The sequence below is a fragment of the Streptomyces spinosus genome (assembly GCF_020400655.1).
Classification (GTDB): Bacteria; Actinomycetota; Actinomycetes; order Streptomycetales; family Streptomycetaceae; genus Streptomyces; species Streptomyces argyrophylli.
Map to the genome: position 1 here is coordinate 132,602 of NZ_JAINRC010000012.1, position 23,252 is coordinate 155,853.

Here is a 23,252-nt window from a genome sequence, read left to right on the forward strand (position 1 = left end):
CCGGCCGGGCTACTGGCCCGGGAAGTCCCCGTCCACGTACACCCACGCCCCGTCCACCCGCTCGAACCGGCTCCGCTCGTGCAGCGACCCGCCCCGGTAGGAGGCCCGGAACGTCACCGTGCCGGTGCCGTGGAAGGCGGACCCGTCGGCGGTGTCCAGGACCTCCAGCCCCGTCCACCGCACCCGCGGGTCGAGGTCGAGCCGCGCGGGCCGGGTCCGCGGATGCCAGGTCCGCAGCAGATACCCCGCGTCCCCCTTCACGAACGCGCTGTACCGCGAGCGCATCAGCAGCTCGGCCGTCGGCGCGGCCGCCGCGCCGGTGTGGAAGCGGCCACAGCAGGCGTCGTAGGACCGGGGGAGCCCGCAGGGGCAGGTGCGCGAGGTCATGGCCCACATTCTGCCCCCGGCAGGGGAGGCGTCCGCAGCGGGTCGGGTGCACAGTGGAAGTGCCGGACTGGAGCGCCCTCACGGGCGCGGGAACCAGCGCGACCAGCCACGATGGACCGGCGCACGGCCGGCGGCCCGTAGCGGCACGGTCCGCGGAGCGAGGTGGCGGACGATGACCGGAGCCATGAACAGCCGTCCCGCCGTCAAGGAATGGCGGCTGAACCTGTACCTGTCCGAGCACGATCCGGACACCACGGCCCGGATCATCCTCGACACCGGCGACAACGTCCTGGAGAGCCACGCGGAGGCCCGCCGCAACCCCTACGACCGGGCGATGCCGGAGATCGGCGACGAACTCGCCGCCGGGCGTGCGCTCATCGCCATGGGCCGCCTGCTGCTGCGCGCCGCCGACGGCGACATGAAGGCGACCGGAGCCGCCGACACCGAGGCCCCGGCGCCGCTGTGGCAGCCACGGGAGTGAAGGAGCCCGCCGTGCACTTCACGAACCGTCTCGAAGCGGGACGCAGACTGGGCGCACGCCTGGAGTACCTCAGGGGCCAGGACGTCGTGGTGCTCGGACTGCCACGGGGAGGGGTGCCGGTCGCCGCCGAGGTCGCCGCGGCGCTCGACGCGCCCCTGGACGTCTGCCTGGTGCGGAAACTGGGCGTGCCGTACCAGCCCGAGCTGGGCATGGGGGCGATCGGCGAGGACGGCGTCCGCGTGATCAACCAGGAGGTGCTGCGCGGCACCGGTGTCTCCGCCGAGGACCTCGCCCGGGTCGAGGAACGCGAGCGCCGGGTGCTGGGGCAACGGGCCGCGCGCTACCGCGGCGCCGCACCCGCCGTCTCCGTCGCCGGCCGGACCGCCGTCGTGGTGGACGACGGCGTGGCCACCGGCTCCACCGCGCGGGCCGCCTGCCGGACCGTCCGCGCCCGGGGCGCCGCACGCATCGTGCTGGCCGTCCCCGTGGCCCCGCGGGACTTCGCCCGGCGCCTCGGCGGGGACGCCGACGAACTGGTCTGCCTCGACACCCCGTGGCACTTCGCCGCGGTCGGCCAGTTCTACGCCGACTTCGCCCAGGTCGGCGACGAGGAGGTCACCGCCTGTCTGCGCCGGGCCGCCGACCGCCACCGGCACACCGCGGGCGCCGCCTCCACCGACCGGGAGGTGACGGTGACCGCCGGCGGCGTCCGGCTGGGCGGACGGCTCACCGTGCCCGAGGACGTCACCGGGGTCGTGGCCTTCGCGCACGGCAGCGGCAGCAGCCGGCACAGCCCGCGCAACCGGTTCGTGGCCGAGGGACTGCACCGGGCCGGCCTCGGCACCCTGCTGTTCGACCTGCTCACCGACGCCGAGGAGGCCGACCGGGGCAACGTGTTCGACATCGCCCTGCTGGCCGGACGGCTGCTGGACGCCACCCGCTGGCTGCGCGAGGAACCCGGCACCGAGGGCCTCGCCGTCGGCTTCTTCGGCGCCAGCACCGGCGCCGCCGCCGCCCTGTGGGCCGCCGCCGACCCCGACGCGCGGCCCGCCGCCGTCGTCTCCCGGGGCGGCCGGCCCGACCTCGCCGGACCCCGGCTGGCCGCGGTGACCGCACCCACTCTGCTCGTCGTCGGCGGCGCCGACCAGCAGGTCCTCGCCCTCAACCGGGACGCGCGGGAACAGCTCAGGTGCGAGAACCGGCTGGAGGTGGTCCCCGGCGCCACCCACCTCTTCGAGGAGCCCGGCACACTGGAACGGGTGACCGAGCTGGCACGTGACTGGTTCACGGACCACATGGCACCCGCGCACGTGTAGCGCCGTGCCATGGGCGAGAAGGCCGTCACCCTGTTCCTCGCCGGCGACGTCATGCTCGGCCGGGGCGTCGACCAGATCCTCCCGCACCCCGGCGACCCGGCCCTGCGCGAGGACTACCTGCGCGACGCCCGCGACTACGTCGCCCTGGCGGAGGCCGCGAACGGCCCCGTACCCCGGCCCGTGGACCCCGCATGGCCCTGGGGCGAGGCGCTGCCCTTCCTGGAACGTGCCGCCCCGGACGTACGCGTGGTCAACCTGGAGACCGCCGTCACCCGGGACGGCGACTTCGCGCCCGGCAAGGCCGTCCACTACCGGATGCACCCGGCCAACCTGCCCTGCCTCACCGCGGTCCGGCCCGACGTCTGCGTCCTCGCCAACAACCACGTGCTCGACTTCGGGCCCCGCGGCCTCGCGGAGACCCTCCGCTCCCTCGCCGCCGCCGGACTGCGCACCGCCGGGGCGGGCCCGGACGCGGACGCCGCCTGGCGCCCGGCGACCGTCCCGCTGCGGCCGGGCGGACGCGTCCTGGTCTTCGCCTTCGGCATGCCGTCCAGCGGCATTCCGCACAGCTGGGCCGCCACCGCCGAACGCCCCGGCGTGGCCCTCGTCACCGCGCCGGCCCCCGCCGCCGCGAGGGACTTCGCCGACCGCCTGCGGCGCACCGGCCGGCGCCCCGGCGACCTCGTCGTCGCCTCCGTCCACTGGGGCCCCAACTGGGGCTACCGCGCCTCCCGCGACGAGGTCCGCTTCGCCCACGCGCTGATCGACGCCGGCGTCGACGTCGTCCACGGACACTCCTCCCACCACCCGCGCCCACCGGAGGTCTACCGGGACCGGCTCGTCCTGTACGGCTGCGGCGACCTCGTCGACGACTACGAGGGCATCGGCGGCAACGAGCGCTACCGCGACGACCTGCGCCTGCTGCACCTCGTCTCGGTCGAGCCCGGTACCGGCCGGCTCACCGGTCTGCGCATGGTGCCCTTCCAGGCACGCCGGCTGCGTCTGGCGCACGCCCGCGCCGAGGACACCGCCTGGCTGCGCACGGTCCTCGACGACCACGCCCGCGCCCTCGGCACCCGCGTCGAGCACGGCGAGGACGGCACGCTCACGGTACGGGCGTCGCGGTGAGCCTCAGGCACGCCCGCCCTTGCGCAGGAACCTCCGCAGCCGGGCCAGCGTCCAGGTGTTGATCACGTCCTCCTTGGTGAGCCAGCCGCGCTGCGCGGTCGCCACCCCGTAGCGCAGCTGACCGAGGTGCGGGACGGAGTGCGCGTCGGTGTTCACGGCGAACCTGACCCCGTGCCCCCTGGCCCGCAGGATGTCCTCGTCCCGCAGGTCCAGCCGGTCCGGCTGGGCGTTGACCTCCAGCGCGGTGCCGGTGCGCGCGCAGGCCGCGAACACCTCGTCCCAGTCGGCGTCGACACCCGGCCGCCTGCCGATCAGACGGGTCGTGGGATGCCCGATGATGTTGACGTACGGATGCTCGCAGGCCCGCACCAGCCGCCGCGTCATCGCCGCCCGGTCCAGGTCGAAGTGGGAGTGCAGCGAGGCCACGCACAGATCGAAACCGGCCAGGAACTCCTCCGGCCAGTCCACCTCCCCGTCCGGACCGATGTTCAGCTCGGTGCCGTGCAGCAGCCGCATGCGGCGCCGGGTGCCGTCCAGCTCCCGCACCCGCTCCCGCTGGGCGAGGATCTTCTCGTCCGTCATGCGCTGCATGTACAGGCGGGGCGCGTGGTCGGTGACCGCGTAGTACGCGTGACCGCGCTCGGCGGCGGCCTCCACCATCGCCTCCAGCGGGGCCAGGCCGTCCGTGAGGTCGGTGTGCGTGTGCAGGTCGCCGCGGATGTCCCGCTCGGTCACCACCTCGGGCAGGCCGTCGCCCAGCGCCGCCTCGATCTCCCCGCGGTCCTCGCGCAGCGTCGGCGGGATCCACGGCAGGCCGAGCCGCGCGTACACCTCCTCCTCCGTGCGCGACGCCACCGACTCCCCGCTCCCGGTGTCGAACACGCCGTACTCGGAGAGCTTCAGCCCCTGGTGCACGGCGATGGTCCGGGTGCGGATGTTGTGCGCCTTGGACCCGGTGAAGTACTGCAGCGCGGCGCCCCACGACTCCGGCGGCACCACCCGAAGATCCAGCTGCAGTCCGTTGCCGGTGCGCACCGACGTCTTCTTGGCGCCCCGCGCGATCACCTCCGCGGTGACCGGCAGCTCGCACAGCGCGTCCATGAACGGCGCCGACCGCCGCGCCGAGACCAGCACGTCCAGGTCGCCGACGGTCTCCCGCATCCGGCGCAGCGAACCGGCGTACCCGCAGCGCTCGCAGCCCGTCACGGCGGACAGCTCGGCGACGATCCGCTCGGCGGTGTCCAGCGCCGGCGAAAGCGGCACCCGACCGCCCGCCCGCCGGAGCAGCTCGATCCCGTGCCGGATGTTCTCCTGCGTCTTCTCGCCGAAGCCCTTCAGACCGGCCAGCGCGTCCGCCTCGATGGCCGCGGCCAGCTCGCTCACCGAGGAGATGTGCAGGTCCTCGTAGAGCCGCAGCGCCTTCTTCGGCCCCAGGGTCGGGATCGTGATCAGCTCCCGCACCCCCGCCGGGATCCTCGCCCGGCGCTCCTCCACCACGGCCATCGCGCCCGTGCGCAGGTACTCGGCCACCTTCTCGGCGATCGACCGGCCCACGTTCGGGATCTCCCGCAGCCCGTCCGCGTCCAGCGTCGAGACGTCCACCGGATACCCGCCGATCGCCCGCGCCGCCTTCTCGTAGGCACGCGCCTTGAACGCGTCGCCTCCGGTGATCGCGATGAGATCGGCGTACTCCTGGAGGAGGGCCTCGACCTCGTCGTTGCGGCGGGCCACCCCTCAAGTCTAGGAAGCGGCGCCGGGGCACGCGAAAGGCCCCTGACGAGCAGGGGCCTCACTGGTGTCCGAGGGGGGACTTGAACCCCCACGCCCGATAAAGGGCACTAGCACCTCAAGCTAGCGCGTCTGCCATTCCGCCACCCGGACAAGGTGTCTGTCGTGCGAGGCTCCCCGGTGGGGTCCTCCTCGCGGCGACGAAGGAAACATTACCAGGCTTTCCCGGGTGCCTGATCACCCCCGGTTCCGGGGCCGGTCGCGCGTGAACGGCGTGTGACGGGCCGGGACCGGTCTTGGGCCCGGGGCGGCACCGGAGAGAGGATGACAGGGACCACCAGCAGTGACAGTGGGAGGAAGCAGCGTGAGCGAGACGGACACGACCAGGACCGTCACCGGCGAGGACGAGGTCGTGGACCTCTGCCGCGAGCTGATCCGGTTCGACACCAGCAACTACGGCGACCACTCCGGCCCCGGCGAGCGCGAGGCCGCCGAGTGGGTCGCCGAGAAGCTCGCCGAGGTCGGGCTGGAGCCGAAGATCTACGAGTCACACCCCGGCCGCGCCTCGACGGTGGCCCGCATCGAGGGCGAGGACCCGTCCCGGCCCGCGCTGCTCATCCACGGCCACCTGGACGTCGTACCGGCCAACGCGGCCGACTGGACGCACCACCCGTTCTCCGGCGAGATCGCCGACGGCTGCGTGTGGGGACGCGGGGCCGTCGACATGAAGGACATGGACGCCATGACGCTGGCGGTCGTCCGCGACCGGCTGCGCAGCGGGCGCCGGCCCCCGCGGGACGTCGTCGTGGCGTTCCTCGCCGACGAGGAGGCCGGCGGCACCTACGGCGCCCGGTACCTGGTCGACCACCACCCCGAGCTGTTCGAGGGCGTGACCGAGGCGATCAGCGAGGTCGGCGGCTTCTCCTTCACCGTCGACGACCAGCGTCGGCTCTACCTGATCCAGACGGCCGAGAAGGGCATGCACTGGATGAAGCTGACCGTGGCCGGTACCGCCGGGCACGGCTCGATGATCCACCGCGACAACGCCATCACCGAACTGTCCGAGGCCGTCGCCCGGGTCGGCCGGCACAAGTTCCCGGTGCGGGTCACCAAGACCACCCGGGCCTTCCTCGACGAGCTGGGCGACGCGCTCGGCACCGAGCTGGACCCCGAGGACATGGAGTCCACGCTCGCCAAGCTCGGCGGCATCGCCAAGCTCATCGGCGCGACCCTGAGCAACACGGCCAACCCCACCCAGCTGACCGCCGGCTACAAGGTCAACGTCATCCCGGGCGAGGCCACCGCGCACATCGACGGACGGTTCCTGCCCGGCCACGAGGAGGAGTTCCTCGCCGACCTCGACCGGCTGCTCGGCCCGAGGGTCCGCCGGGAGGACGTGCACGCGGACAAGGCCGTCGAGACCACCTTCGACGGCGCCCTGGTCGAGGCCATGCAGGCCGCGCTGCTCGCCGAGGACCCGACCGCCAAGGCGATCCCGTACATGCTCTCCGGCGGCACCGACGCCAAGTCCTTCGACGACCTCGGCATCCGCGGCTTCGGCTTCGCACCGCTTAAGCTGCCCCCGGAGCTCGACTTCGCCGGCATGTTCCACGGCGTGGACGAGCGGGTGCCGGTGGACGGCCTGCGGTTCGGCGTGCGCGTGCTCGACCGGTTCATCGACGCGTCCTGAGCCGCACCCCGCCCGGGGCACGTACGGCGGGAATCGGGCAGCCGTACGAGATCGACTGAGAAGGGTGAATGCGACGATAGGCTCGTAGCTTCATCTGCCCCTCCTCGTTGCATCTGATGTGACCTCGCGCCTTGGGGTCGCATTGCCAACTAGGAGGAACAATGATCAAGAAGGTCGTCGCTGCTGCGGCTGCCACCGGTGGGCTGGTTCTCGCGGGCGCGGGCCTGGCCGTCGCCGACTCCGGTGCCCAGGGTGCCGCCGTGCACTCCCCGGGCGTCGTCTCCGGCAACGTCATCCAGGTGCCCGTGCACGTCCCGGTGAACGTGTGCGGCAACACGATCAACGTGATCGGGCTCCTGAACCCCGCCTTCGGCAACGCCTGCGTCAACAAGTGACGCCGGCTCCCTGAGGGGCGTCTTTTACGAGCCGTCGGCCTCGGAGCGCGCGCCATGCGCTCCGGGGCCGACCGGTCTTTGAGGATCGAAGACAGGGAAGGCAGGGGGGAATCCAGCATGCGACAGGGCACGCGCAAGAGCCTGATGACCATGGCCGCCGCGACCGGTGTCATCGCCGCCGCGGGCGGCTACGCACACGCCGACTCGGGCGCGGCGGGCTCCGCCGGTGGCTCACCCGGCGTACTGTCCGGCAACACGGTGCAGGCGCCCGTGCACGCGCCGGTGAACATCTGCGGCAACACGGTGAACGTCGTCGGGCTCCTGAACCCGTCGGTGGGCAACAGGTGCGCCGACCACGGCGCGCCGGGGAGTCACCACAGCGGCTCCGGCGGCTCCCACGCGGGCGGTCACACCGGCGGCTCGCCGGGAGTCGGTTCGGGCAACACCGTGCAGGTGCCGATCGACGTCCCGGTGAACGTGTGCGGCAACAGCGTCGACGTCATCGGGGCGGGGAACGCCGCGGTGGGGAACGACTGCGCCGACGACGGCGGACACGGCAATCCGCCCGGGAAGCCGGGTCACCCCGGCCACCCGGGGCACCCTGGCCAGCCGGGTCATCCGGGGCAGCCAGGTCATCCGGGGCAGCCCGGTGAGCCGGGTCACCCCGGGCAGCCCGGCCATCCGGGGAAGCCGGGTCATCCGGGAAAGCCCGGTGAGCCGGGTCACCCCGGTAAGCCCGGCCATCCGGGGCGGCCGGGTCACCCCGGCACCGGCACCCAGAACGGCGCGGGCGGCTCCGGGGCGCACGGTACGTCCCAGGTCACGACCCAGGTGGGCCGCTCCGGCCGGCCCCTGGGCACCGCCCAGCTCGCCCACACGGGCAGTGACGTGCCGCTCGGCATCGCCCTGCCGGCCGGCGCGGGCGCGCTGCTCGCGGGCGCGGTGCTCTACCGCAGGGCGCGCGCCGGGGCGTGACGCGCAACGGAGCGGGCCCTGCCGTGCCGGCGGGGTCCGCTCCGTTCACCCGTCCACCCTCATCCTGTGATCACGCTCACCATGTCGCGCGCACCTGGCGGATGATCCGCCGGCGCAACCGCACTCTGCGGCTGCCGTCGCGCAACAGGCTCAGTCGGTCCAACTCCCAGTGTCCGTACTCGGCATGGTCCGTCAGCAGACGCGTGGCCTCCTTGCGGGAGACCCCGCGAGGCACGTACACGTCGACAAATTCGTATTCCGGCATCGCATCTATTGTGCGGGCTGGGGCCCGGTACGGATAGCGTCTGCACTATGTCTGATGCTGCGCAGCCCACCGCTGCCGAGGTACGCGCCGCCGCCGAGGCCGTCAAGACCGCGCTCGACCGTCATCTCGCCGCGGTCGAACGCAGGTCGGGGGAGGACGACCCGGCCGTGTCCGAGGCGTTCAACCAGCTGGCCGCTGCCGCCGAGGCGTACGACGAACTGCTCTACGACCGCTACGACGAGGTCACCCCCTTCGAGATCCCCAGCGCGGACGAAGCGCTGCCGCCGTATGCCGGCCCGGAGGAGCCGAACGCGATCAGTGTGCTGATCCGCCGCGACTACACCGTGGCGGAACCCCAGCGGCTGCTGGCGCAGGCCCAGCGGGTCGAGGCGGCGGAGTACGACGCCGTGGACGAAGACGATGCCGCCGGGACGGTCCCGGGGGCGCTGGGCGTCCTCTTCGGCGAGTTCGAACCGGACGAGATCGCCTCCCGGCACAAGGAGTTCGGCCTGGAGGAGGGCGACTCCACCCTCTGGGTCACCGCCGCGGAGGAGCCGCCCGAGGCCGGGGAGTGGCTGGAGACGCCGTTCGAACACATCGATCCGCAGCAGGTGGTGTGCCGCTTCGACGTGAGCGCGGTGTTCGACGACGAGGTCTCCGACGAGGAGGACGACATCGACTTCGTCGACGAGGACGAGGACGAGGACGAGGAAGAAGAGGACGGGGACGGGGAGCTGGAGCCGATCAACGCCGAGAAGTGACAGGGCGGACGTGACCGGGGCGGCGGTGCCGTGGGCCTGGGGCCGGTACGGCACCGCCGCAGTGAGAGGACCTGTGAACGGCGGGCCCGCTGAGGAAGGCGCGCGGGCGAGGACTCAGGTCGCCGGGACCTGCGTGCGCAGCAGCGTCTGAAGGCGGGTCGTGCGCGGCTTGGGCGGAACCTCCGCCACCGCCTTCGGCAGGGCCTGTTCCACGCCGTGCACGACGGACAGGTGCCGTTCCGCCCGGCCGAACGCCGTGTACACCCACGGGCGGCTGAGGGCCTGCGCGGCGTCCCCGGGCAGGACGGCCACCACCGCCGGCCAGCGGGTGCCCACCGCCTGGTGCGCGGTCAGCGCCCAGCCGTGCCGGACACTGCCCTCCACCCGCTCGCGCGGCACGACGACGGGGGCGCCGGCGCACGACAGGTGCAGCCCGTCGGCGTCGGCCCCCGTCACCACACCCGGCACCGTGCGTCCCGGCGCGGGGGCGTAGGCGATCCGGTCGCCGGGGTCGAAGCCACCGAACCGGCCGGGGCCGGGGTTGAGGCGCTCCTTCAGGACCGAGTTCAGGGCGCGGGTGCCCGCGGCGCCGCCGTGGCCCGGGGTGATCACCACGGTCTCGTCGGCCGGGACCCCGATCGCCCGCGGCACCGAGTCCGCGACCAGCTGCACCGTCCGGTGCACGGCCTCGCCCGCGTCCCGCACCGGCACGATGACGATCTCCTTGCCCGGCGCGGCGACCTGGTTCAGCTCACCGACGCCGATGCCGGAGACCAGTTCGCCGAGCGGGCCGGGGTCGGGCACGCGGGACGCGATCTGCGGGCAGGCACGGGCCGCGAGCAGATCGGCGAAGACCCGGCCCGGACCGGCCGACCACAGCACCCCGGGGTCACCGCCGAGCAGCAGCCGCGCCCCGTCGGGCAGCGACTCCACCAGCATCGCGGCGCTCTCCACGTCGAGCTGGGGCCCGTCCGGCACGATCAGCAGATCGAGTTCCAGGGCGCCGTCCGCGTCGCGGCCCGGACCCTCGGCACCGGACAGCAGCCCCGCGACCGTGCCCACGCCGTGCTCCGCCGCCTCCCCGCCCAGCCGCTCGGCCAGGCGCCGGCGCCCGTCCGGGGTGTGGCAGGCGGCGAAGGCCCGCAGGCCCGCCGCGCGGGCGGCACCGAGCAGCGCGGCCGGTTCGGCGCGGGCCGCCTCCCCGCCGGTGTGCAGCACCAGGCCGTGCCCGGCGACCGCGCGGGCCAGCTCGGCCGCACCGCCGGACAACCCGGCCGCGGTGGCCTCCCAGGCCTGCCCCGGCTCCTTCGCCAGGGAGTTGACCAGCCGGGCCAGGCCGTCCGCGAGGCTCTCCTCGGCCAGCGCGTACCGCTCCAGGCCGACGAGGACCCGGACCGGCCGCTCCCGCTCCTCGTCGGTGTCCTCGTCGCCTGCCTGGGGCGCGGCGGCGCCGGGCTCCTCCAAGGCGTCCTGGAACACCAGCGCCTCGCCCTCGGCGAGCGCGCCCTGCACCGCCGCGTCCGGGTCAGGCACGCCCTGCTTGCCGAGCGCCGCGACGAGCGTGGCCAGCTCCAGGGCGGTGTGCCCGGCCACGGCCGCCTGCTCCAGCAGCCAGACGGTCAGCGCGCGGCCGCGCCGCTCGTCGTCCGGGCCGCAGGCCGCGCCGAGCAGCGCCCGGGCGAAACCGTCGGCCTGGTCGGGGCGCACGCCGGCGACCCGGAGCAGCTGCCAGGGGTCCTCGCGCAGCGCGGTGCCGGCGCCGTCGCCGAGGGCCGCGGCGACCTGGGGGGCCAGCGTGTCGGGCGCGCCGCCCTCGGTCAGCACGCGGCGCACGGCGTCGACGGTCTCCGGAGCGGGGCCGCCGGGCGCGACCGGGGCGGGGGCCGGCTGGGGCCTGCGCACCGGTTCCGGGGCGGGGCGGCGCGGTGCCGGTGCGGGCTCCGCGAACACCGTGGCCGCCGGCTTCTCGCCGCTCTCCACGGCCCGGACCGCCGCGAGCAGGTCGGCGGCCTTGCCGCTGAGTTTGGCGCCGCTGTCGATCGGGGCGCTCTTCTCGGCCTTGCGCCGCTCGATCCGCTCCCGCTCGACCCGCTGCGCGGCCAACTCGGCCTCCGCCTCGGACACCCCGGCAGCGGCGGCACCACCCTCGACACCCTCGGCGCCACCGCCGGCACCCTCGATACCGTCTGCCCCCTGGGCCCCGCGCGCCCCCTGAGCACCGTCGCCGGCATCCTCCGCGTCCGGCGCGCCGGCCGCGTCCGCCCCGCCCGGGTCGCCGGCGGCACCCGTGCCGGTCGCGCCCCCGGCCGTGACGGCCCCGTCGGTGCCGTGCTCCGTGGTCCCCGGTGTGTCCGGCGTCCCCGGCCCGGCTTCCTCCGTGGTCTCCGGCTCCGTGCTCACAGCGTGCTCCAGTCGTGATCGGGATAGCGGTGCACGGGCGCCGACACATCGTCCAGCGCCCGGCAGATCTCGTCAGGAAGACTAAGGGCCTCCACTGACAACGCCGCCGTGAGCTGCTGTGCGTTGCGCGCGCCGACGATCGGCGCGGCCACTCCGGGCCGGTCGCGCACCCAGGCGAGGGCCACCTGGAGCGGGGTGACCGCGAGCCCGTCGGCCGCCGTCGTCACCGCGTCCACGATGCGGGTCGCCGTGTCGTCCAGGTACGGCTCCACGAACGGCGCCAGATGCTCGGAGGCGCCGCGCGAGTCCGGGGGAGTGGTGTGCCGGTACTTGCCGGTCAGCACGCCCCGGCCGAGCGGTGAGGAGGGCAGCAGGCCCACCCCGAGGTCGAGCGCGGCGGGCAGCACCTCCCGCTCCACGCCCCGCTGGAGCAGCGAGTACTCCATCTGCGTGCTGGCCAGCCGGGTCCGGACGCCCGGCGCGGCGAGCTGCCAGGTGGCCGCCTTGGCCAGCTGCCAGCCGCAGAAATTGGACACTCCCGCGTACCGGGCCCGGCCGCTGCCGACCGCGAGGTCGAGCGCGTGGAGCGTCTCCTCCAGCGGGGTGTCGGGGTCGTAGGCGTGGATGTGCCACACGTCGACGTAGTCGGTGCCCAGGCGGGCCAGGGAGGCGTCGAGCGCGGCGAGCAGATGGCCGCGGGAGCCGTCGAAGCGGCGGTCGGGGTCGGGCACGCTGCCCGCCTTGGTGGAGACGACCAGGTCACGGCGCGGCACCAGACCGTCCATGAGCCGGCCCAGCAGGTACTCCGCCGCCCCGTCGCCGTACACGTCCGCGGTGTCGACCAGGGTGCCGCCGGCCTCCCAGAACGCCTTCAGCATGTCCGCGGCGTCGTGCTCGTCGGTGTCCCGGCCCCAGGTGAGGGTGCCGAGTCCGATCCGGGACACGCGCAGGCCGGTCCGGCCGAGATGCCTCTGCTCCATGACCGCGAGATTACTGGCCAGAACCGGTGCGGTGGGTTCCTGTGGACAACCCGTTCGGAGTGCTCCGAGGGGCCCGGGAACCCGCACGACCGGCCCCCACCGGCCCGCGGCGCACACGCCGGAGAGGAGCCCGCCGGGGAACCACCGGCGCATGACCCGGGAATCGCCGGAGCCGGGCACCCTGCCCCCGGCACCCGCCCCCGCGCTAAGGTCTGCCGCACAGGGACGTTACTCATGGGTAAGGGGATTCGGCCATGCAGCTCGGGATCAACCTCGGCTACTGGGGTGCCGGAATGGACGGCGACAACCTGGCCGTGGCGCAGGAGGCCGACCGGCTGGGCTACGCGGTGTGCTGGGCCGCCGAGGCCTACGGCTCCGACGCCGCGACCGTGCTCAGCTGGGTCGCCGCCCAGACCGAGCGCATCGACGTCGGCTCCGCGATCTTCCAGATCCCGGCCCGGCAGCCCGCGATGACCGCGATGACCGCGGCCACGCTCGACTCGCTCTCCGGCGGCCGGTTCCGGCTCGGCCTAGGCGTCTCCGGCCCGCAGGTCTCCGAGGGCTGGTACGGCGTCAAGTTCGACAAGCCGCTCGCCCGCACGCGGGAGTACGTGGAGATCGTCCGCAGGGCGATGAGCCGGGAGCGGCTGACGTACGAGGGCGAGCACTGGACGCTGCCGCTGCCGGGCGGCCCGGGCAAGCCGATCAAGCTGACCGTGCACCCGCAGCGCGAGCACATCCCGCTCTACATCGCCGCGATCGGCCCGAAGAACCTGGAGCAGACCGGCGAGATCGCCGACGGCGCGCTGCTGATCTTCCCCTCCGCCGAGCACCTGGAGGAGACCACGATCACCCACCTGCGCGCCGGCCGCGAGAAGGCGGGCCTGACCCTCGACGGCTTCGACGTGTGCCCGACCCTGCCGCTCGCGGTCGGCGACGACAAGGACGTGGCCCGGCTCGCGGACACCTTCCGGCCGTACACCGCGCTGTACGTCGGCGGCATGGGCAGCGCCAAGCAGAACTTCTACAACAAGCTCGCGCAGCGCATGGGGTACGAGAAGGAGGCCGCCGAGATCCAGCGGAAGTACCTGTCCGGGGACAAGCAGGGCGCCGCGGCGGCGATCCCGCACGACCTCATCGACCAGACCACGCTGCTCGGCTCGGTCGACCGCATCGCCGACCGGATGAAGGCCTACGCCGCCGCCGGGGTCACCACCCTCAGCCTGGCCCCGGCCGGCTTCACGCTGGAGGAGCGGATCGCCTCCCTGCGGGCCGGCAGCGAGGCCCTGGAGCGCGCCGGGCTCGCGTAGGGGGTGTCAGCGGCCGTGGTGGGGGCTCGGGGGTCTTCCCCGCCACGGCCGTCACCGAGAACAACGCGCCCGGCGCCGCCCGGTTACGACCGAGCCCCGCACTTCCCCGCCTCCCCGCGGCACTCGTCCCGTCAGGAGCCCGCGCGCAGGTGCCTGCGGCCCCCGGAAACACGCGCCGGCAGCGCAATGCCGTCACACCTCCACCGGCACGCACCCCCGGTGACGCCGGCCTCCGCCGGTGCGGCCCCGCGACCTGCGCCGGACGCCCCGCCGCGCCCCGGCCGCCCCGCACGAACGAGCCGCCCCACCCGGGCCGGCCGGCCCTCACCCCGCCCCGCCCCCGGCATCTCGCAGTCCGCCCCCCGGCGCCCACCGGCGGGCCCCGTCCTTCGTTCGGGTCAGTGTGTCCCCCAGCCCTGTTGCGGCCCCCTTCCCGCCGCATTTGACTCGTTGTCCGCGGGGTCCGTTTCCCGCGGAGTCCGGCGGAGCTGCGGAGAGGGGCCTGCCATGCTGTCGGCCAAGAGCCTGTTCCAGGAGATCCTCGACAACGACGAGTCCTTCCGGCTCTTCTGCTCCATCGCCGCCGGCGGGGAGGCCCAGGGCGGCTGGGAGAACGGGCGGATCGCCGCGCTCGTGCCGGACGCCGAACGCGCGCTGGCCCCGAAGATCGCCCGGCACGGCGCCGACGAGGACAAGCACGGGCGCATCTTCGCCGCCCTGCTGAACAAGCGCGGCCTCGCCCCCGTCCCCGTCCCGCCCGAGACCGACTACACCATGCTCCTGGAGCGGCAGGGCATCGGCCTCGCCCACGACAGGCTCCGCAGGGACGAGCCGCTGACCGTGCGGGACGTCGTCGTCTACCTCGCGCACAGCCGGGTCACCGAACAGCGCGCCGCCGAACAGCTGGGACTGCTCCGGAGGCACTTCGCCGGCCACCCGGAGATCGGCAAGGCCGTCCGCATCATCTCCGACGACGAGGTCAACCACCTCGCCTACACCCACGAGGAGCTGCTGCGCCTGGCCGCCGCCGGACACGGCCGGCTGATCCAGCGCACCCTGCGCGCGTGCGCGCTCGCCGAGATCCGCGTCCACCGGGACGTCAGCCTCGCCGTCATGGCCCGCATGGGCCGCATACTGCGCTGGCCGAGGGCCAGGTCCGCGCTGCTCGCGGCCTCCATCCACGCCGTCTACGCCTACGAACGCCTCGTCGGCTGGCACCGCATGGTCACCCTCGCCGCGCCCGAGCGCCGTGACGCCCTCGGCGGGCCGGCGGCACCCGCCCCCGAGTTCGCCTGAGCGGTGCTCACAGCCAGCCGCGCCGCTTGAACTGGCGGTACAGCAGCACCTCCAGCAGCGCCATCACCAGGATCACGGCCGGATACGACCACAGCCAGTGCAGCTCGGGCATGTGGTCGAAGTTCATGCCGTAGATGCCCGCGATCATCGTCGGGACCGCGGCCATCGCCGCCCACGCGGAGATCTTCCGCATGTCGTCGTTCTGCCGCACGCTCATCTGCGCCAGATGGGCGGAGAGGATGTCCGACACCAGCCGGTCCAGGGCCTCCACGGACTCGTTCACGCGCATGAGGTGGTCGCCGACGTCCCGGAAGAACGGCCGCGCCTTGTCGTGCACGAAGGGCACCGTGCCGCCCATCGGCCCGTTGCCGGCCAGTCGGGCCAGCGGCAGCGTCAGCGGCCCGGTGGCCCGGCGGAACTCCAGGACCTGCCGCTTGAAGGTGTAGATCCGGGACGCGGTGGTGCGGGAACCGCCGGTCTCCGGCTGGAACACCTCCGCCTCCAGCTCGTCCAGGTCGGTCTGCAGCTCCGTCGCCACCTCCAGGTAGTGGTCGACGGTGGCGTCCGCGATGGCGTACAGCACGGCGGTGGGGCCCTTGTCGAGCATCTCCGGCTCCTCCTCCAGCCGGTGCCGCACCGCCGCCAGCGGCGAGCACTCGCCGTGCCGGACGGTCACCACGAAGCAGTCGCCGATGAACACCATCACCTCGCCGGCGGAGACCGCGTCGCTCTCGGGCTCGTACACGACCGGCTTCAGCACCATGAACAGCGAGTCGTCGTACACCTCCAGCTTGGGCCGCTGATGTGCCTTGAGAGCGTCCTCCACGGCCAGCGGGTGCAGCCCGAACTCCCGGGTGACCAGGTCGAACTCCCGCTCGGAGGGCTCGTGCAGCCCGATCCACACGAAACCGCCGGCGGCGCGCGCCTCGGCGAGCGCGTCGGACAGGTCCTCCGGCCCCTCGGTCCGGTGCCCGTGCCGGTAGATGGCGCAGTCAACGATCACGCCGCACATTCTCCCTTCGCCCAGCCGCCGGCGCACACCTCCGTGCGCCTACCCTGGTCCGCATGCCCACGCTGATCCTCGTCAGGCACGGACGTTCCACAGCCAACACCTCGGGTGTGCTCGCCGGGCGGACGCCCGGCGTCGCCCTGGACGAGCGCGGCGCCGCACAGGCGGCCGCGCTGCCCGCACGCCTCGCAGGCCTGCCGCTCACCGAGGTCGTCACCAGCCCGCTCCAGCGCTGCCAGGAGACCGTACAGCCCCTGCTGGAGGCCCGCCCCGGCCTGCCCGTCCACACCGAGGAGCGGATCGGGGAGTGCGACTACGGCGACTGGTCGGGCCGCAAGCTCGCCGAGCTGAAGGACGAGCCGCTGATGGAGGTCGTCCAGGCCCACCCGACCGCCGCCGCCTTCCCCGGCGGGGAGTCCATGCGGGCCATGCAGACCCGGGCCGCCGAGGCCGTACGCGAGTGGAACGCGCGCGTGGAGCGCGAGCACGGCGCCGACGCCGTCTACCTGATGTGCTCCCACGGCGACATCATCAAGTCGCTCGTCGCCGACGCCCTCGGTCTTCACCTGGACCTCTTCCAGCGGATCTCCGTGGAGCCCTGTTCCGTCACCGCCATCCGCTACACCCGCCTGCGGCCCTTCCTCGTCCGCCTCGGCGACACCGGGGACTTCGCTTCGCTCGCCCCGCGCGAGGAACCCGGAGAGGGCGACGCACCGGTCGGGGGTGGTGCGGGCGCACCGTGATCGTCGGCCGCAGTAGGGTGAAGCGATCCACCCCGCCGCGTGTCCGCACGGCCCGCACCGCTGAACCGCTCGAAACCACGACATCAATGGAGACAGGACGTGTCCCGTCAGGTGTTCCTCTACGACCAGCCGGACCGCTTCGTGGCCGGCACGGTCGGACTGCCCGGGCGCCGTACCTTCTTCCTCCAGGCCACCGCAGGCCCCCGGGTGACCAGCGTGGTCCTGGAGAAGACCCAGGTCGCCGCGCTCGCCGAGCGCATGGACGAACTGCTCGACGAGGTCGTACGCCGTAGTGGCGGCAGCGCCGCGGTCCCCGCCGTGGCCCCCTCCGAGATCGCCGACACGGCGCCGCTTCAGACCCCCGTCGAGGAGGAGTTCCGCGTCGGCACCATGGCCCTGGCCTGGGACGGCGAGGACCAGCGCATGATCGTCGAGGCACAGGCCCTCGTGGAGCTCGAGGCCGACACCGAGGAGGACCTGGCCGAGGCCGAGGAGCGACTGCTCCAGGACGAGGAGAACGGGCCCCCGATGCTGCGGGTCCGGCTGACCGGCGCGCAGGCCCGGGCCTTCGCCAAGCGCGCCCTCGACATCGTCAACGCCGGGCGGCCACCGTGCCCGCTGTGCAGCCTCCCGCTCGATCCGGAAGGACACGTATGTCCGCGCCAGAACGGATACCGCCGCGGAGCGTGACGGCCGATCCGAACCCCGCCGACCTGCTCGCGCGGGGTGAGCTGACCGTGCGCGGCCGGATCCGCGAGGCGTCCAACGCGGCGCTGTTCTGCACGGTCGCCCTGGACGGCCGCGAAGCCTCCTGCGTGTACAAGCCGGTGGCCGGCGAGCGCCCCCTGTGGGACTTCCCCGACGGCACCCTCGCGGGCCGCGAGGTGGCCGCCTACGAGGTCTCCGAGGCCACCGGCTGGGGACTCGTACCGCCGACCGTGCTGCGCGACGGGCCGTACGGCGAGGGCATGTGCCAGCTGTGGATCGACGTCCGGCCCGAGGCCGAGCTGCTCGCCCTGGTCGACGGCGAGGAGCCGGAGCCGGGCTGGAAGGCGATCGGGTTCGCCGAGGTCGGCGAGGGGCGCACCGCCCTGCTGGTGCACGCCGACGACGAGCGGCTGCGCCGGCTCGCCGTCCTGGACGCGGTGATCAACAACGCCGACCGCAAGGGCGGCCATCTGCTGCCCACCGCCGGGGGCGACCTCTACGGCATCGACCACGGGGTCACCTTCAACGTCGAGAACAAGCTGCGCACCCTGCTGTGGGGATGGGCCGGCGAGCCCCTCACCCCGGAGGCCGTCGACGTCCTCAAGGGGCTGCGGGACGGCCTGGAGGGTGAGCTGGGCCGCCGGCTGGCCGCACTCATCACGGCGGCCGAGATCGACGCCACGCGCGCGCGTGTCGACGCGCTGCTCACCTCGGGCGTGCATCCGGAGCCGAGCGGGGAGTGGCCCGCCATCCCCTGGCCGCCTGTGTGAGCACATCCGGCGCCGAGGCACAAGACCGCGGAACCGGCCATCCAGCCGGATCCCGTTCGTATCCGCAGCTCGGCGCCGGTTAGGCTCATGTACATGCATGCCTGGCCCGCTTCCGAGGTCCCCGCCCTGCCTGGTCAGGGCCGCGACCTGAGGATCCACGACACCGCGACCGGCGGCCTGGTCACCCTCGCCCCCGGTCCCGTCGCCCGCATCTACGTCTGCGGCATCACGCCGTACGACGCGACCCACATGGGTCACGCGGCGACCTACAACGCGTTCGACCTGGTTCAGCGCGTGTGGCTCGACACCAAGCGGCAGGTCCACTACGTCCAGAACGTCACCGACGTCGACGATCCGCTGCTGGAGCGGGCGGACCGGGACGGCGTCGACTGGGTCGCCCTCGCCGAGAAGGAGACCGCCCTCTTCCGCGAGGACATGACCGCCCTGCGGATGCTCCCGCCGCGGCACTACACGGGCGCCGTCGAGGCGATACCCGGCATCGTCCCGCTCGTGGAGCGGCTGCGCGACCTCGGCGCGGCCTACGAGCTGGAGGGTGACGTCTACTTCTCCGTCGAGTCCGACCCGAACTTCGGCAAGGTCTCGAACCTGGACGCCGCCGCCATGCGGCTGCTGTCCGCCGAGCGCGGCGGCGACCCGGACCGCCCGGGCAAGAAGAACCCGCTCGACCCGCTGCTGTGGATGGCGGCCCGGCCGGACGAGCCCAGCTGGGACGGCGGCTCCCTCGGCCGGGGCCGGCCCGGCTGGCACATCGAGTGCGTCGCCATCGCCCTCGACCACCTCGGCATGGGCTTCGACGTCCAGGGCGGCGGCTCCGACCTCGCCTTCCCGCACCACGAGATGGGCGCCTCGCACGCCCAGGTGCTCACCGGCGAGTTCCCGATGGCCAAGGCGTACGTGCACGCCGGCATGGTCGCCCTGGACGGCGAGAAGATGTCCAAGTCCAGGGGCAACCTGGTCTTCGTCTCGGCGCTGCGCCGTGACGGTGTCGACCCCGCCGCGATCCGCCTGGCGCTGCTCTCCCACCACTACCGCGCCGACTGGGAGTGGACCGACCAGGTCCTCCAGGACGCCGTCGCCCGCCTCGGCCGCTGGCGTGCGGCCGTCTCCCGCCCCGACGGCCCCTCCGCCGACGCGCTGGTGGAAGAGGTCCGCGAGGCCCTGGCGAACGACCTGGACGCCCCCGCCGCCCTTGCCGCCGTCGACCGCTGGGCGGCCCGCCAGGAGCAGGAGGGCGGCGCCGACACCGGCGCCCCCGGCCTGGTGACGCGCACGGTGGACGCGCTGCTCGGAGTGGCCCTCTAAGAACCCCCGGGCACGGCGAAGGGGCGCTTCCCGCGGGAAGCGCCCCTTCGCCGTGCCCTCAGTCGTCCGGGTTGTCCTCGTCCTCGTCCTTGGGCAGGCCCCCGGCCGCCGGGGGTCTCGGCTTGCCGCCCGGAGGGCCCACGTCCCGGCGGCGCAGGTACCGCTCGAACTCGCGGGCGATCGCCTCACCGGACGCCTCCGGCAGCTCCGCGGTGTCCCGGGCCTCCTCCAGCGTCTGCACGTACTCCGCGACCTCGCTGTCCTCGGCGGCGAGCTGGTCCACGCCCACCTGCCAGGCCCGCGCGTCCTCGGGCAGCTCGCCCTGCGGGATGCGCAGGTCGAGCAGGTCCTCCAGGCGGTTGAGCAGCGCCAGCGTCGCCTTGGGGTTGGGCGGCTGGGAGACGTAGTGCGGTACGGCCGCCCACAGCGACACCGCCGGGACGCCCGCGTGCGTGCACGCCTCCTGCAGCACGCCGACGATGCCCGTCGGCCCCTCGTACTTGGTCTCCTCCAGGTCCATCCGGCGGGCCAGGTCCGGGTCGGACGTGACCCCGCTGACCGGCACCGGACGCGTGTGCGGGGTGTCCCCGAGCAGGGCGCCCAGGATGACCACCAGCTCCACGCCCAGCTCGTGCGCGAAGCCCAGCAGCTCGTTGCAGAACGAACGCCAGCGCATGGACGGTTCGATGCCCCGGACCAGCACCAGGTCGCGCGGCTTGTCACCGCCGACGCGGACCACCGACAACCTCGTCGTCGGCCACGTGATCTTGCGCACACCGCCGTCCATGAACACCGTGGGGCGGTTCACCTGGAAGTCGTAGTAGTCCTCGGCGTCCAGCGCCGCGAACACCTCGCCCTTCCATTCGCGTTCCAGATGCGCGACCGCCGTGGAGGCGGCGTCGCCGGCATCGTTCCAGCCCTCGAACGCGGCCACCATGACTGGGTCGATCAGCTCGGGAACCCCCTCCAGCTCGATCACCCAGTGCCTCCTTCCGACGTGCCCTCGCTTGACCCACCAACCTTACGGCGTCCGGCGGGGGCGCCCGCAGCCCCCTTGCGTGGGGGAGTGAACGGATCACTGCCCCGTTCGCCACCGCGGGACACGCGCGAGCAGCCAACTCACGGGGCCGGCCGCCGGGAGACTCACAGCGTGGACCGCAGCCACTGCTCCACGCTCGCGATGTGCACGGTCGCCCAGGAGCGCGCCGCCTCCGCGTCCCGGTCGCGCAGCGCGCCCAGGATCGCCCGGTGCTCGCGCAGGGTGCGGCCGACGGCGTCCTCCTGGGTGAGCCCCCGCCAGATCCGGGCGCGCGTGGTGGGCCCCGACAGCCCGTCCAGCAGCGAGCACAGCACCGAGTTCCCGGCGCCCTGCACGATGCTCCGGTGGAACTCCAGGTCGGCCGCGACCAGCTGCTCCACCGACGGCTCCGCGCCCAGCGCGTCCAACTGGGCCTCCAGCGCGTCCAGTCGCCCCGGGTCGATCCGGGGGGCCGCCAGCGCGGTCGCGGCCGGCTCCAGGATGCGGCGCACCGCCAGGAACTCCAGCACCGTGTCGTCGCGGTGGAAGTCCACGACGAAGCTCATCGCCTCCAGCAGGAGCTGGGGGTCGAGGCTGGTGACGTAGGTGCCGTCGCCCTGCCGTACGTCGAGGATCCGGATCAGCGACAGCGCGCGTACGGCCTCCCGCAGGGAGTTGCGGGACAGGCCCAGCTCGGCGGCGAGCTCGCTCTCCTTCGGCAGCCGGTCGCCCGGGCGCAGCGCACCGGAGACGATCATGCCCTTGATCTTCTCGATCGCCTCGTCGGTGACTGCCACGGCCGGCCTCCTGTCGCCCCAGACATCGGATGTCAGCACATTATGCGGCGGTGCCGCCGGGCCGTGGAGCGCGTTCCGGGGCGCGGGGAAGCGGAAGGGGCGGCCCCGTCGGCAGGGGGCCGCCCCTCGGGCGTCGTGCGCGTCCGTCCGCTACTTCTCGTCCAGCAGGTCCTGGACCTTGGCGCGGACCTCGTCCGTGGCCAGGCCCCGGATGGTCAGCGTGGTGCGGCGGCGCAGCACGTCGTCCGGCGTCTCGGCCCACTCGTGGTCACGGGCCCAGACGACCTGTGCCCAGATCTCCGGGGCGTCGGGGTGGACGCGCTCGGCCAGTTCCGGACTCTCGTTCGCCAGGCGGGCGATGTCGAAGGCCAGGGAGCCGTAGTGGGTGGCCAGGTGCCTTGCGGTGTCGGCGGCCATGCGGGGACCCGGGGCCGGGCCGTCGACCAGCAGCCGGTGGGCGACCGCGCGCGGGTTGGCGACACCGGGCAGCGGCAGCTTCTTCGGCAGCGAGGAGATCGGCTCGAAGTCGTCGCCGAGCGGGTGACCCGGCAGCGCCTCCAGCTTCTTCATGATCGTCCGGCCGATGTGGCGGAACGTCGTCCACTTGCCGCCCGCGACGGACAGCATGCCGCCCTTGCCCTCGGTCACCACGGTCTCGCGCTTGGCCTTGGCGGTGTCGCCGGGGCCGCCGGGCAGCACCCGCAGACCGGCGAACGCGTAGGTGATGAGGTCGCGCCGCAGCTGCTGGTCCCGGACGGAGAACGCGGCCTCGTCCAGGATCTGGGTTATGTCCTTGTCGTTGACCGCGACGTCCGCGGGGTCGCCCTCGTACTCCTCGTCGGTGGTGCCGAGCAGCAGCATGTCCTCCCAGGGGAGGGCGAAGGTGATGCGGTACTTGTCGATGGGGGTCGCGAGCGCGGCCTTCCACGGAGACGTCCGCTTCAGCACCAGGTGCGCGCCCTTGGACAGCCGGATGGACGGGGCCGCGTGCGGGTCCTCCATCCGGCGCAGGTGGTCGACCCAGGGGCCGGTCGCGTTCAGCACCAGGCGGGCGTTGACGCCGAACTCCTCACCGGACAGCCGGTCCCTGAGGTCGGCGCCGGTGACCCGGCCCCTGGTGAAGCGCAGCCCGGTGACCTCGGCGTGGTTGAGGACGACCGCCCCCGCCTCGACGGCCGCGCGGACCGTCATCAGCGCCATGCGGGCGTCGTTCATCTGGTCGTCGCCGTAGACGGCCACGGCCTTGAGGTTCTCGGTGCGCAGTTCGGGCACGTCCTGCGCCGCCTTGGCGGGGGAGAGCAGGTGGCCGACGCCGTCGCCGAACGCGGAGAGCGCGGAGTAGGCGAAGACGCCCGCGCCGAGCTTCGCCGCGCCGTGCGGCCCGCCCTTGTACACGGGGAGGTAGAAGGTGAGCGGGTTCGCCAGGTGGGGGGCCACCTGGCGGGAGACCGCACGGCGCTCGAAGTGGTTCTCCGCCACCAGCTTCACCGCGCCGGTCTGCAGGTAGCGCAGACCGCCGTGGAGCAGCTTGGAGGAGGCGGAGGAGGTGGCACCGGCGAAGTCGCCGGCGTCGACCAGCGCCACCCTGAGCCCGGACTGCGCGGCGTGCCAGGCGGTGGAGATGCCCAGGATGCCGCCGCCGATCACAAGAAGGTCGTACGACGCCTTGGCGAGCTGCTCCCTGGTCTCGGCCCGGCTCGGGTTGGAGCCGGAGGCCGGGTGCGTCCCCAGGGCGGGCACGGTCTGCAGGGTGGACTGACTGGTCATGTCGG

The 23,252-nt window shown here is 73.7% G+C and carries 22 protein-coding genes and 1 tRNA gene; 13 read left to right on the top strand and 10 right to left on the bottom strand.

What is annotated here, in order from left to right; all coding sequences use genetic code 11:
• Positions 1-9: 9 nt before the first annotated feature.
• On the bottom strand, positions 10-387 hold the full coding sequence (locus LG395_RS23140) for a YchJ family protein (RefSeq protein WP_225811074.1): 378 nt from the start codon (positions 385-387) through the stop codon (positions 10-12).
• Positions 388-559: 172 nt separating this feature from the next.
• Here LG395_RS23140 and LG395_RS23145 point away from each other — a divergent pair, with 172 nt between their 5' ends.
• The 3 genes from LG395_RS23145 to LG395_RS23155 are packed head-to-tail and all read left to right on the top strand — an operon-like array spanning position 560 to position 3,312.
• On the top strand, positions 560-868 hold the full coding sequence (locus tag LG395_RS23145) for a dsRBD fold-containing protein (protein WP_171157866.1): 309 nt from the start codon (positions 560-562) through the stop codon (positions 866-868).
• An 11-nt stretch (positions 869-879) separates the two neighbouring features.
• Positions 880-2,184 (top strand): phosphoribosyltransferase family protein, encoded by a 1,305-nt coding sequence (locus LG395_RS23150; RefSeq protein WP_225811075.1) that lies wholly within the window; start codon positions 880-882, stop codon positions 2,182-2,184.
• 9 nt (positions 2,185-2,193) lie between these two features.
• Positions 2,194-3,312 (top strand): CapA family protein, encoded by a 1,119-nt coding sequence (locus LG395_RS23155; protein ID WP_225811076.1) that lies wholly within the window; start codon positions 2,194-2,196, stop codon positions 3,310-3,312.
• Between the two features lie 3 nt (positions 3,313-3,315).
• On the opposite strand, the gene polX is transcribed toward LG395_RS23155, so the two are convergent.
• Together polX and LG395_RS23165 are read right to left on the bottom strand one after the other, a co-directional pair.
• On the bottom strand, positions 3,316-5,043 hold the full coding sequence (gene polX / locus LG395_RS23160) for a DNA polymerase/3'-5' exonuclease PolX (protein WP_225811077.1): 1,728 nt from the start codon (positions 5,041-5,043) through the stop codon (positions 3,316-3,318).
• Between the two features lie 62 nt (positions 5,044-5,105).
• Positions 5,106-5,193 (bottom strand) — tRNA-Leu (locus tag LG395_RS23165).
• 211 nt (positions 5,194-5,404) lie between these two features.
• On the opposite strand from LG395_RS23165, the gene LG395_RS23170 reads away from it, so the two are divergent.
• The 3 genes from LG395_RS23170 to LG395_RS41465 all read left to right on the top strand — a co-directional run bounded on the left by LG395_RS23170 (position 5,405) and on the right by LG395_RS41465 (position 8,100).
• A complete protein-coding gene (locus LG395_RS23170) occupies positions 5,405-6,730 on the top strand; it encodes a M20/M25/M40 family metallo-hydrolase (protein ID WP_225811078.1) in 1,326 nt (441 codons plus the stop codon).
• A gap of 161 nt (positions 6,731-6,891) precedes the next feature.
• Positions 6,892-7,125, top strand: a complete 234-nt coding sequence (gene chpH / locus LG395_RS23175) for a chaplin ChpH (RefSeq protein WP_014671723.1) — start codon at positions 6,892-6,894, stop codon at positions 7,123-7,125.
• A 117-nt stretch (positions 7,126-7,242) separates the two neighbouring features.
• Entirely contained in the window at positions 7,243-8,100 is an 858-nt protein-coding gene (locus tag LG395_RS41465) for a chaplin family protein (protein WP_225811079.1), read from the top strand.
• A gap of 76 nt (positions 8,101-8,176) precedes the next feature.
• Here the strand turns inward: LG395_RS41465 and LG395_RS23185 are convergent, their stop codons facing one another.
• Positions 8,177-8,365: a DUF5703 family protein gene (locus LG395_RS23185; RefSeq protein WP_014671721.1), complete on the bottom strand. Its 189-nt coding sequence runs from the start codon at positions 8,363-8,365 to the stop codon at positions 8,177-8,179.
• A 47-nt stretch (positions 8,366-8,412) separates the two neighbouring features.
• Between LG395_RS23185 and LG395_RS23190 the strand changes: the two genes are divergently transcribed.
• Entirely contained in the window at positions 8,413-9,126 is a 714-nt protein-coding gene (locus tag LG395_RS23190; RefSeq protein WP_225811080.1) for a hypothetical protein, read from the top strand.
• Between the two features lie 114 nt (positions 9,127-9,240).
• Here the strand turns inward: LG395_RS23190 and LG395_RS23195 are convergent, their stop codons facing one another.
• A complete protein-coding gene (locus LG395_RS23195) occupies positions 9,241-11,526 on the bottom strand; it encodes an ATP-dependent DNA helicase (RefSeq protein WP_225811081.1) in 2,286 nt (761 codons plus the stop codon).
• Positions 11,523-12,506, bottom strand: coding sequence for an aldo/keto reductase (locus LG395_RS23200; RefSeq protein ID WP_171157880.1), 984 nt, complete (start codon positions 12,504-12,506; stop codon positions 11,523-11,525). Before LG395_RS23200 ends, LG395_RS23195 begins: the two co-directional genes overlap by 4 nt.
• Positions 12,507-12,760: 254 nt before the next feature.
• On the opposite strand from LG395_RS23200, the gene LG395_RS23205 reads away from it, so the two are divergent.
• Both LG395_RS23205 and LG395_RS23210 read left to right on the top strand, forming a co-directional pair.
• The gene (locus LG395_RS23205) at positions 12,761-13,816 is read left to right on the top strand and encodes an LLM class F420-dependent oxidoreductase (protein ID WP_225811082.1); all 1,056 of its coding nucleotides are present in this window, start codon (positions 12,761-12,763) and stop codon (positions 13,814-13,816) included.
• 507 nt (positions 13,817-14,323) lie between these two features.
• Positions 14,324-15,112 (top strand): ferritin-like domain-containing protein, encoded by a 789-nt coding sequence (locus LG395_RS23210; protein WP_225811083.1) that lies wholly within the window; start codon positions 14,324-14,326, stop codon positions 15,110-15,112.
• A 7-nt stretch (positions 15,113-15,119) separates the two neighbouring features.
• On the opposite strand, the gene corA is transcribed toward LG395_RS23210, so the two are convergent.
• Positions 15,120-16,115 carry a magnesium/cobalt transporter CorA gene (gene corA / locus LG395_RS23215; RefSeq protein WP_225811084.1) on the bottom strand — a complete coding sequence of 332 codons (996 nt, stop codon included), beginning with the start codon at positions 16,113-16,115 and terminating at the stop codon, positions 15,120-15,122.
• A gap of 62 nt (positions 16,116-16,177) precedes the next feature.
• Between corA and LG395_RS23220 the strand changes: the two genes are divergently transcribed.
• The 4 genes from LG395_RS23220 (at position 16,178) to mshC (ending at position 19,665) form a co-directional block, all read left to right on the top strand.
• On the top strand, positions 16,178-16,864 hold the full coding sequence (locus LG395_RS23220; protein WP_225811085.1) for a histidine phosphatase family protein: 687 nt from the start codon (positions 16,178-16,180) through the stop codon (positions 16,862-16,864).
• Between the two features lie 99 nt (positions 16,865-16,963).
• Entirely contained in the window at positions 16,964-17,554 is a 591-nt protein-coding gene (locus LG395_RS23225; RefSeq protein ID WP_225811086.1) for a DUF3090 domain-containing protein, read from the top strand.
• Positions 17,518-18,342 carry an SCO1664 family protein gene (locus LG395_RS23230; protein ID WP_225811087.1) on the top strand — a complete coding sequence of 275 codons (825 nt, stop codon included), beginning with the start codon at positions 17,518-17,520 and terminating at the stop codon, positions 18,340-18,342. The genes LG395_RS23225 and LG395_RS23230 overlap by 37 nt, the downstream gene beginning before the upstream one ends.
• 93 nt (positions 18,343-18,435) lie before the next feature.
• Positions 18,436-19,665, top strand: coding sequence for a cysteine--1-D-myo-inosityl 2-amino-2-deoxy-alpha-D-glucopyranoside ligase (gene mshC / locus LG395_RS23235; protein WP_171157894.1), 1,230 nt, complete (start codon positions 18,436-18,438; stop codon positions 19,663-19,665).
• 58 nt (positions 19,666-19,723) lie between these two features.
• Here the strand turns inward: mshC and LG395_RS23240 are convergent, their stop codons facing one another.
• The 3 genes from LG395_RS23240 to LG395_RS23250 all read right to left on the bottom strand — a co-directional run bounded on the left by LG395_RS23240 (position 19,724) and on the right by LG395_RS23250 (position 23,247).
• Positions 19,724-20,644, bottom strand: coding sequence for a PAC2 family protein (locus tag LG395_RS23240; RefSeq protein ID WP_171157896.1), 921 nt, complete (start codon positions 20,642-20,644; stop codon positions 19,724-19,726).
• 164 nt (positions 20,645-20,808) lie between these two features.
• Positions 20,809-21,480, bottom strand: coding sequence for a FadR/GntR family transcriptional regulator (locus tag LG395_RS23245; RefSeq protein ID WP_171157898.1), 672 nt, complete (start codon positions 21,478-21,480; stop codon positions 20,809-20,811).
• Between the two features lie 150 nt (positions 21,481-21,630).
• Positions 21,631-23,247: a glycerol-3-phosphate dehydrogenase/oxidase gene (locus tag LG395_RS23250; protein WP_225811088.1), complete on the bottom strand. Its 1,617-nt coding sequence runs from the start codon at positions 23,245-23,247 to the stop codon at positions 21,631-21,633.
• Between the last annotated feature and the right edge of the window lie 5 nt (positions 23,248-23,252).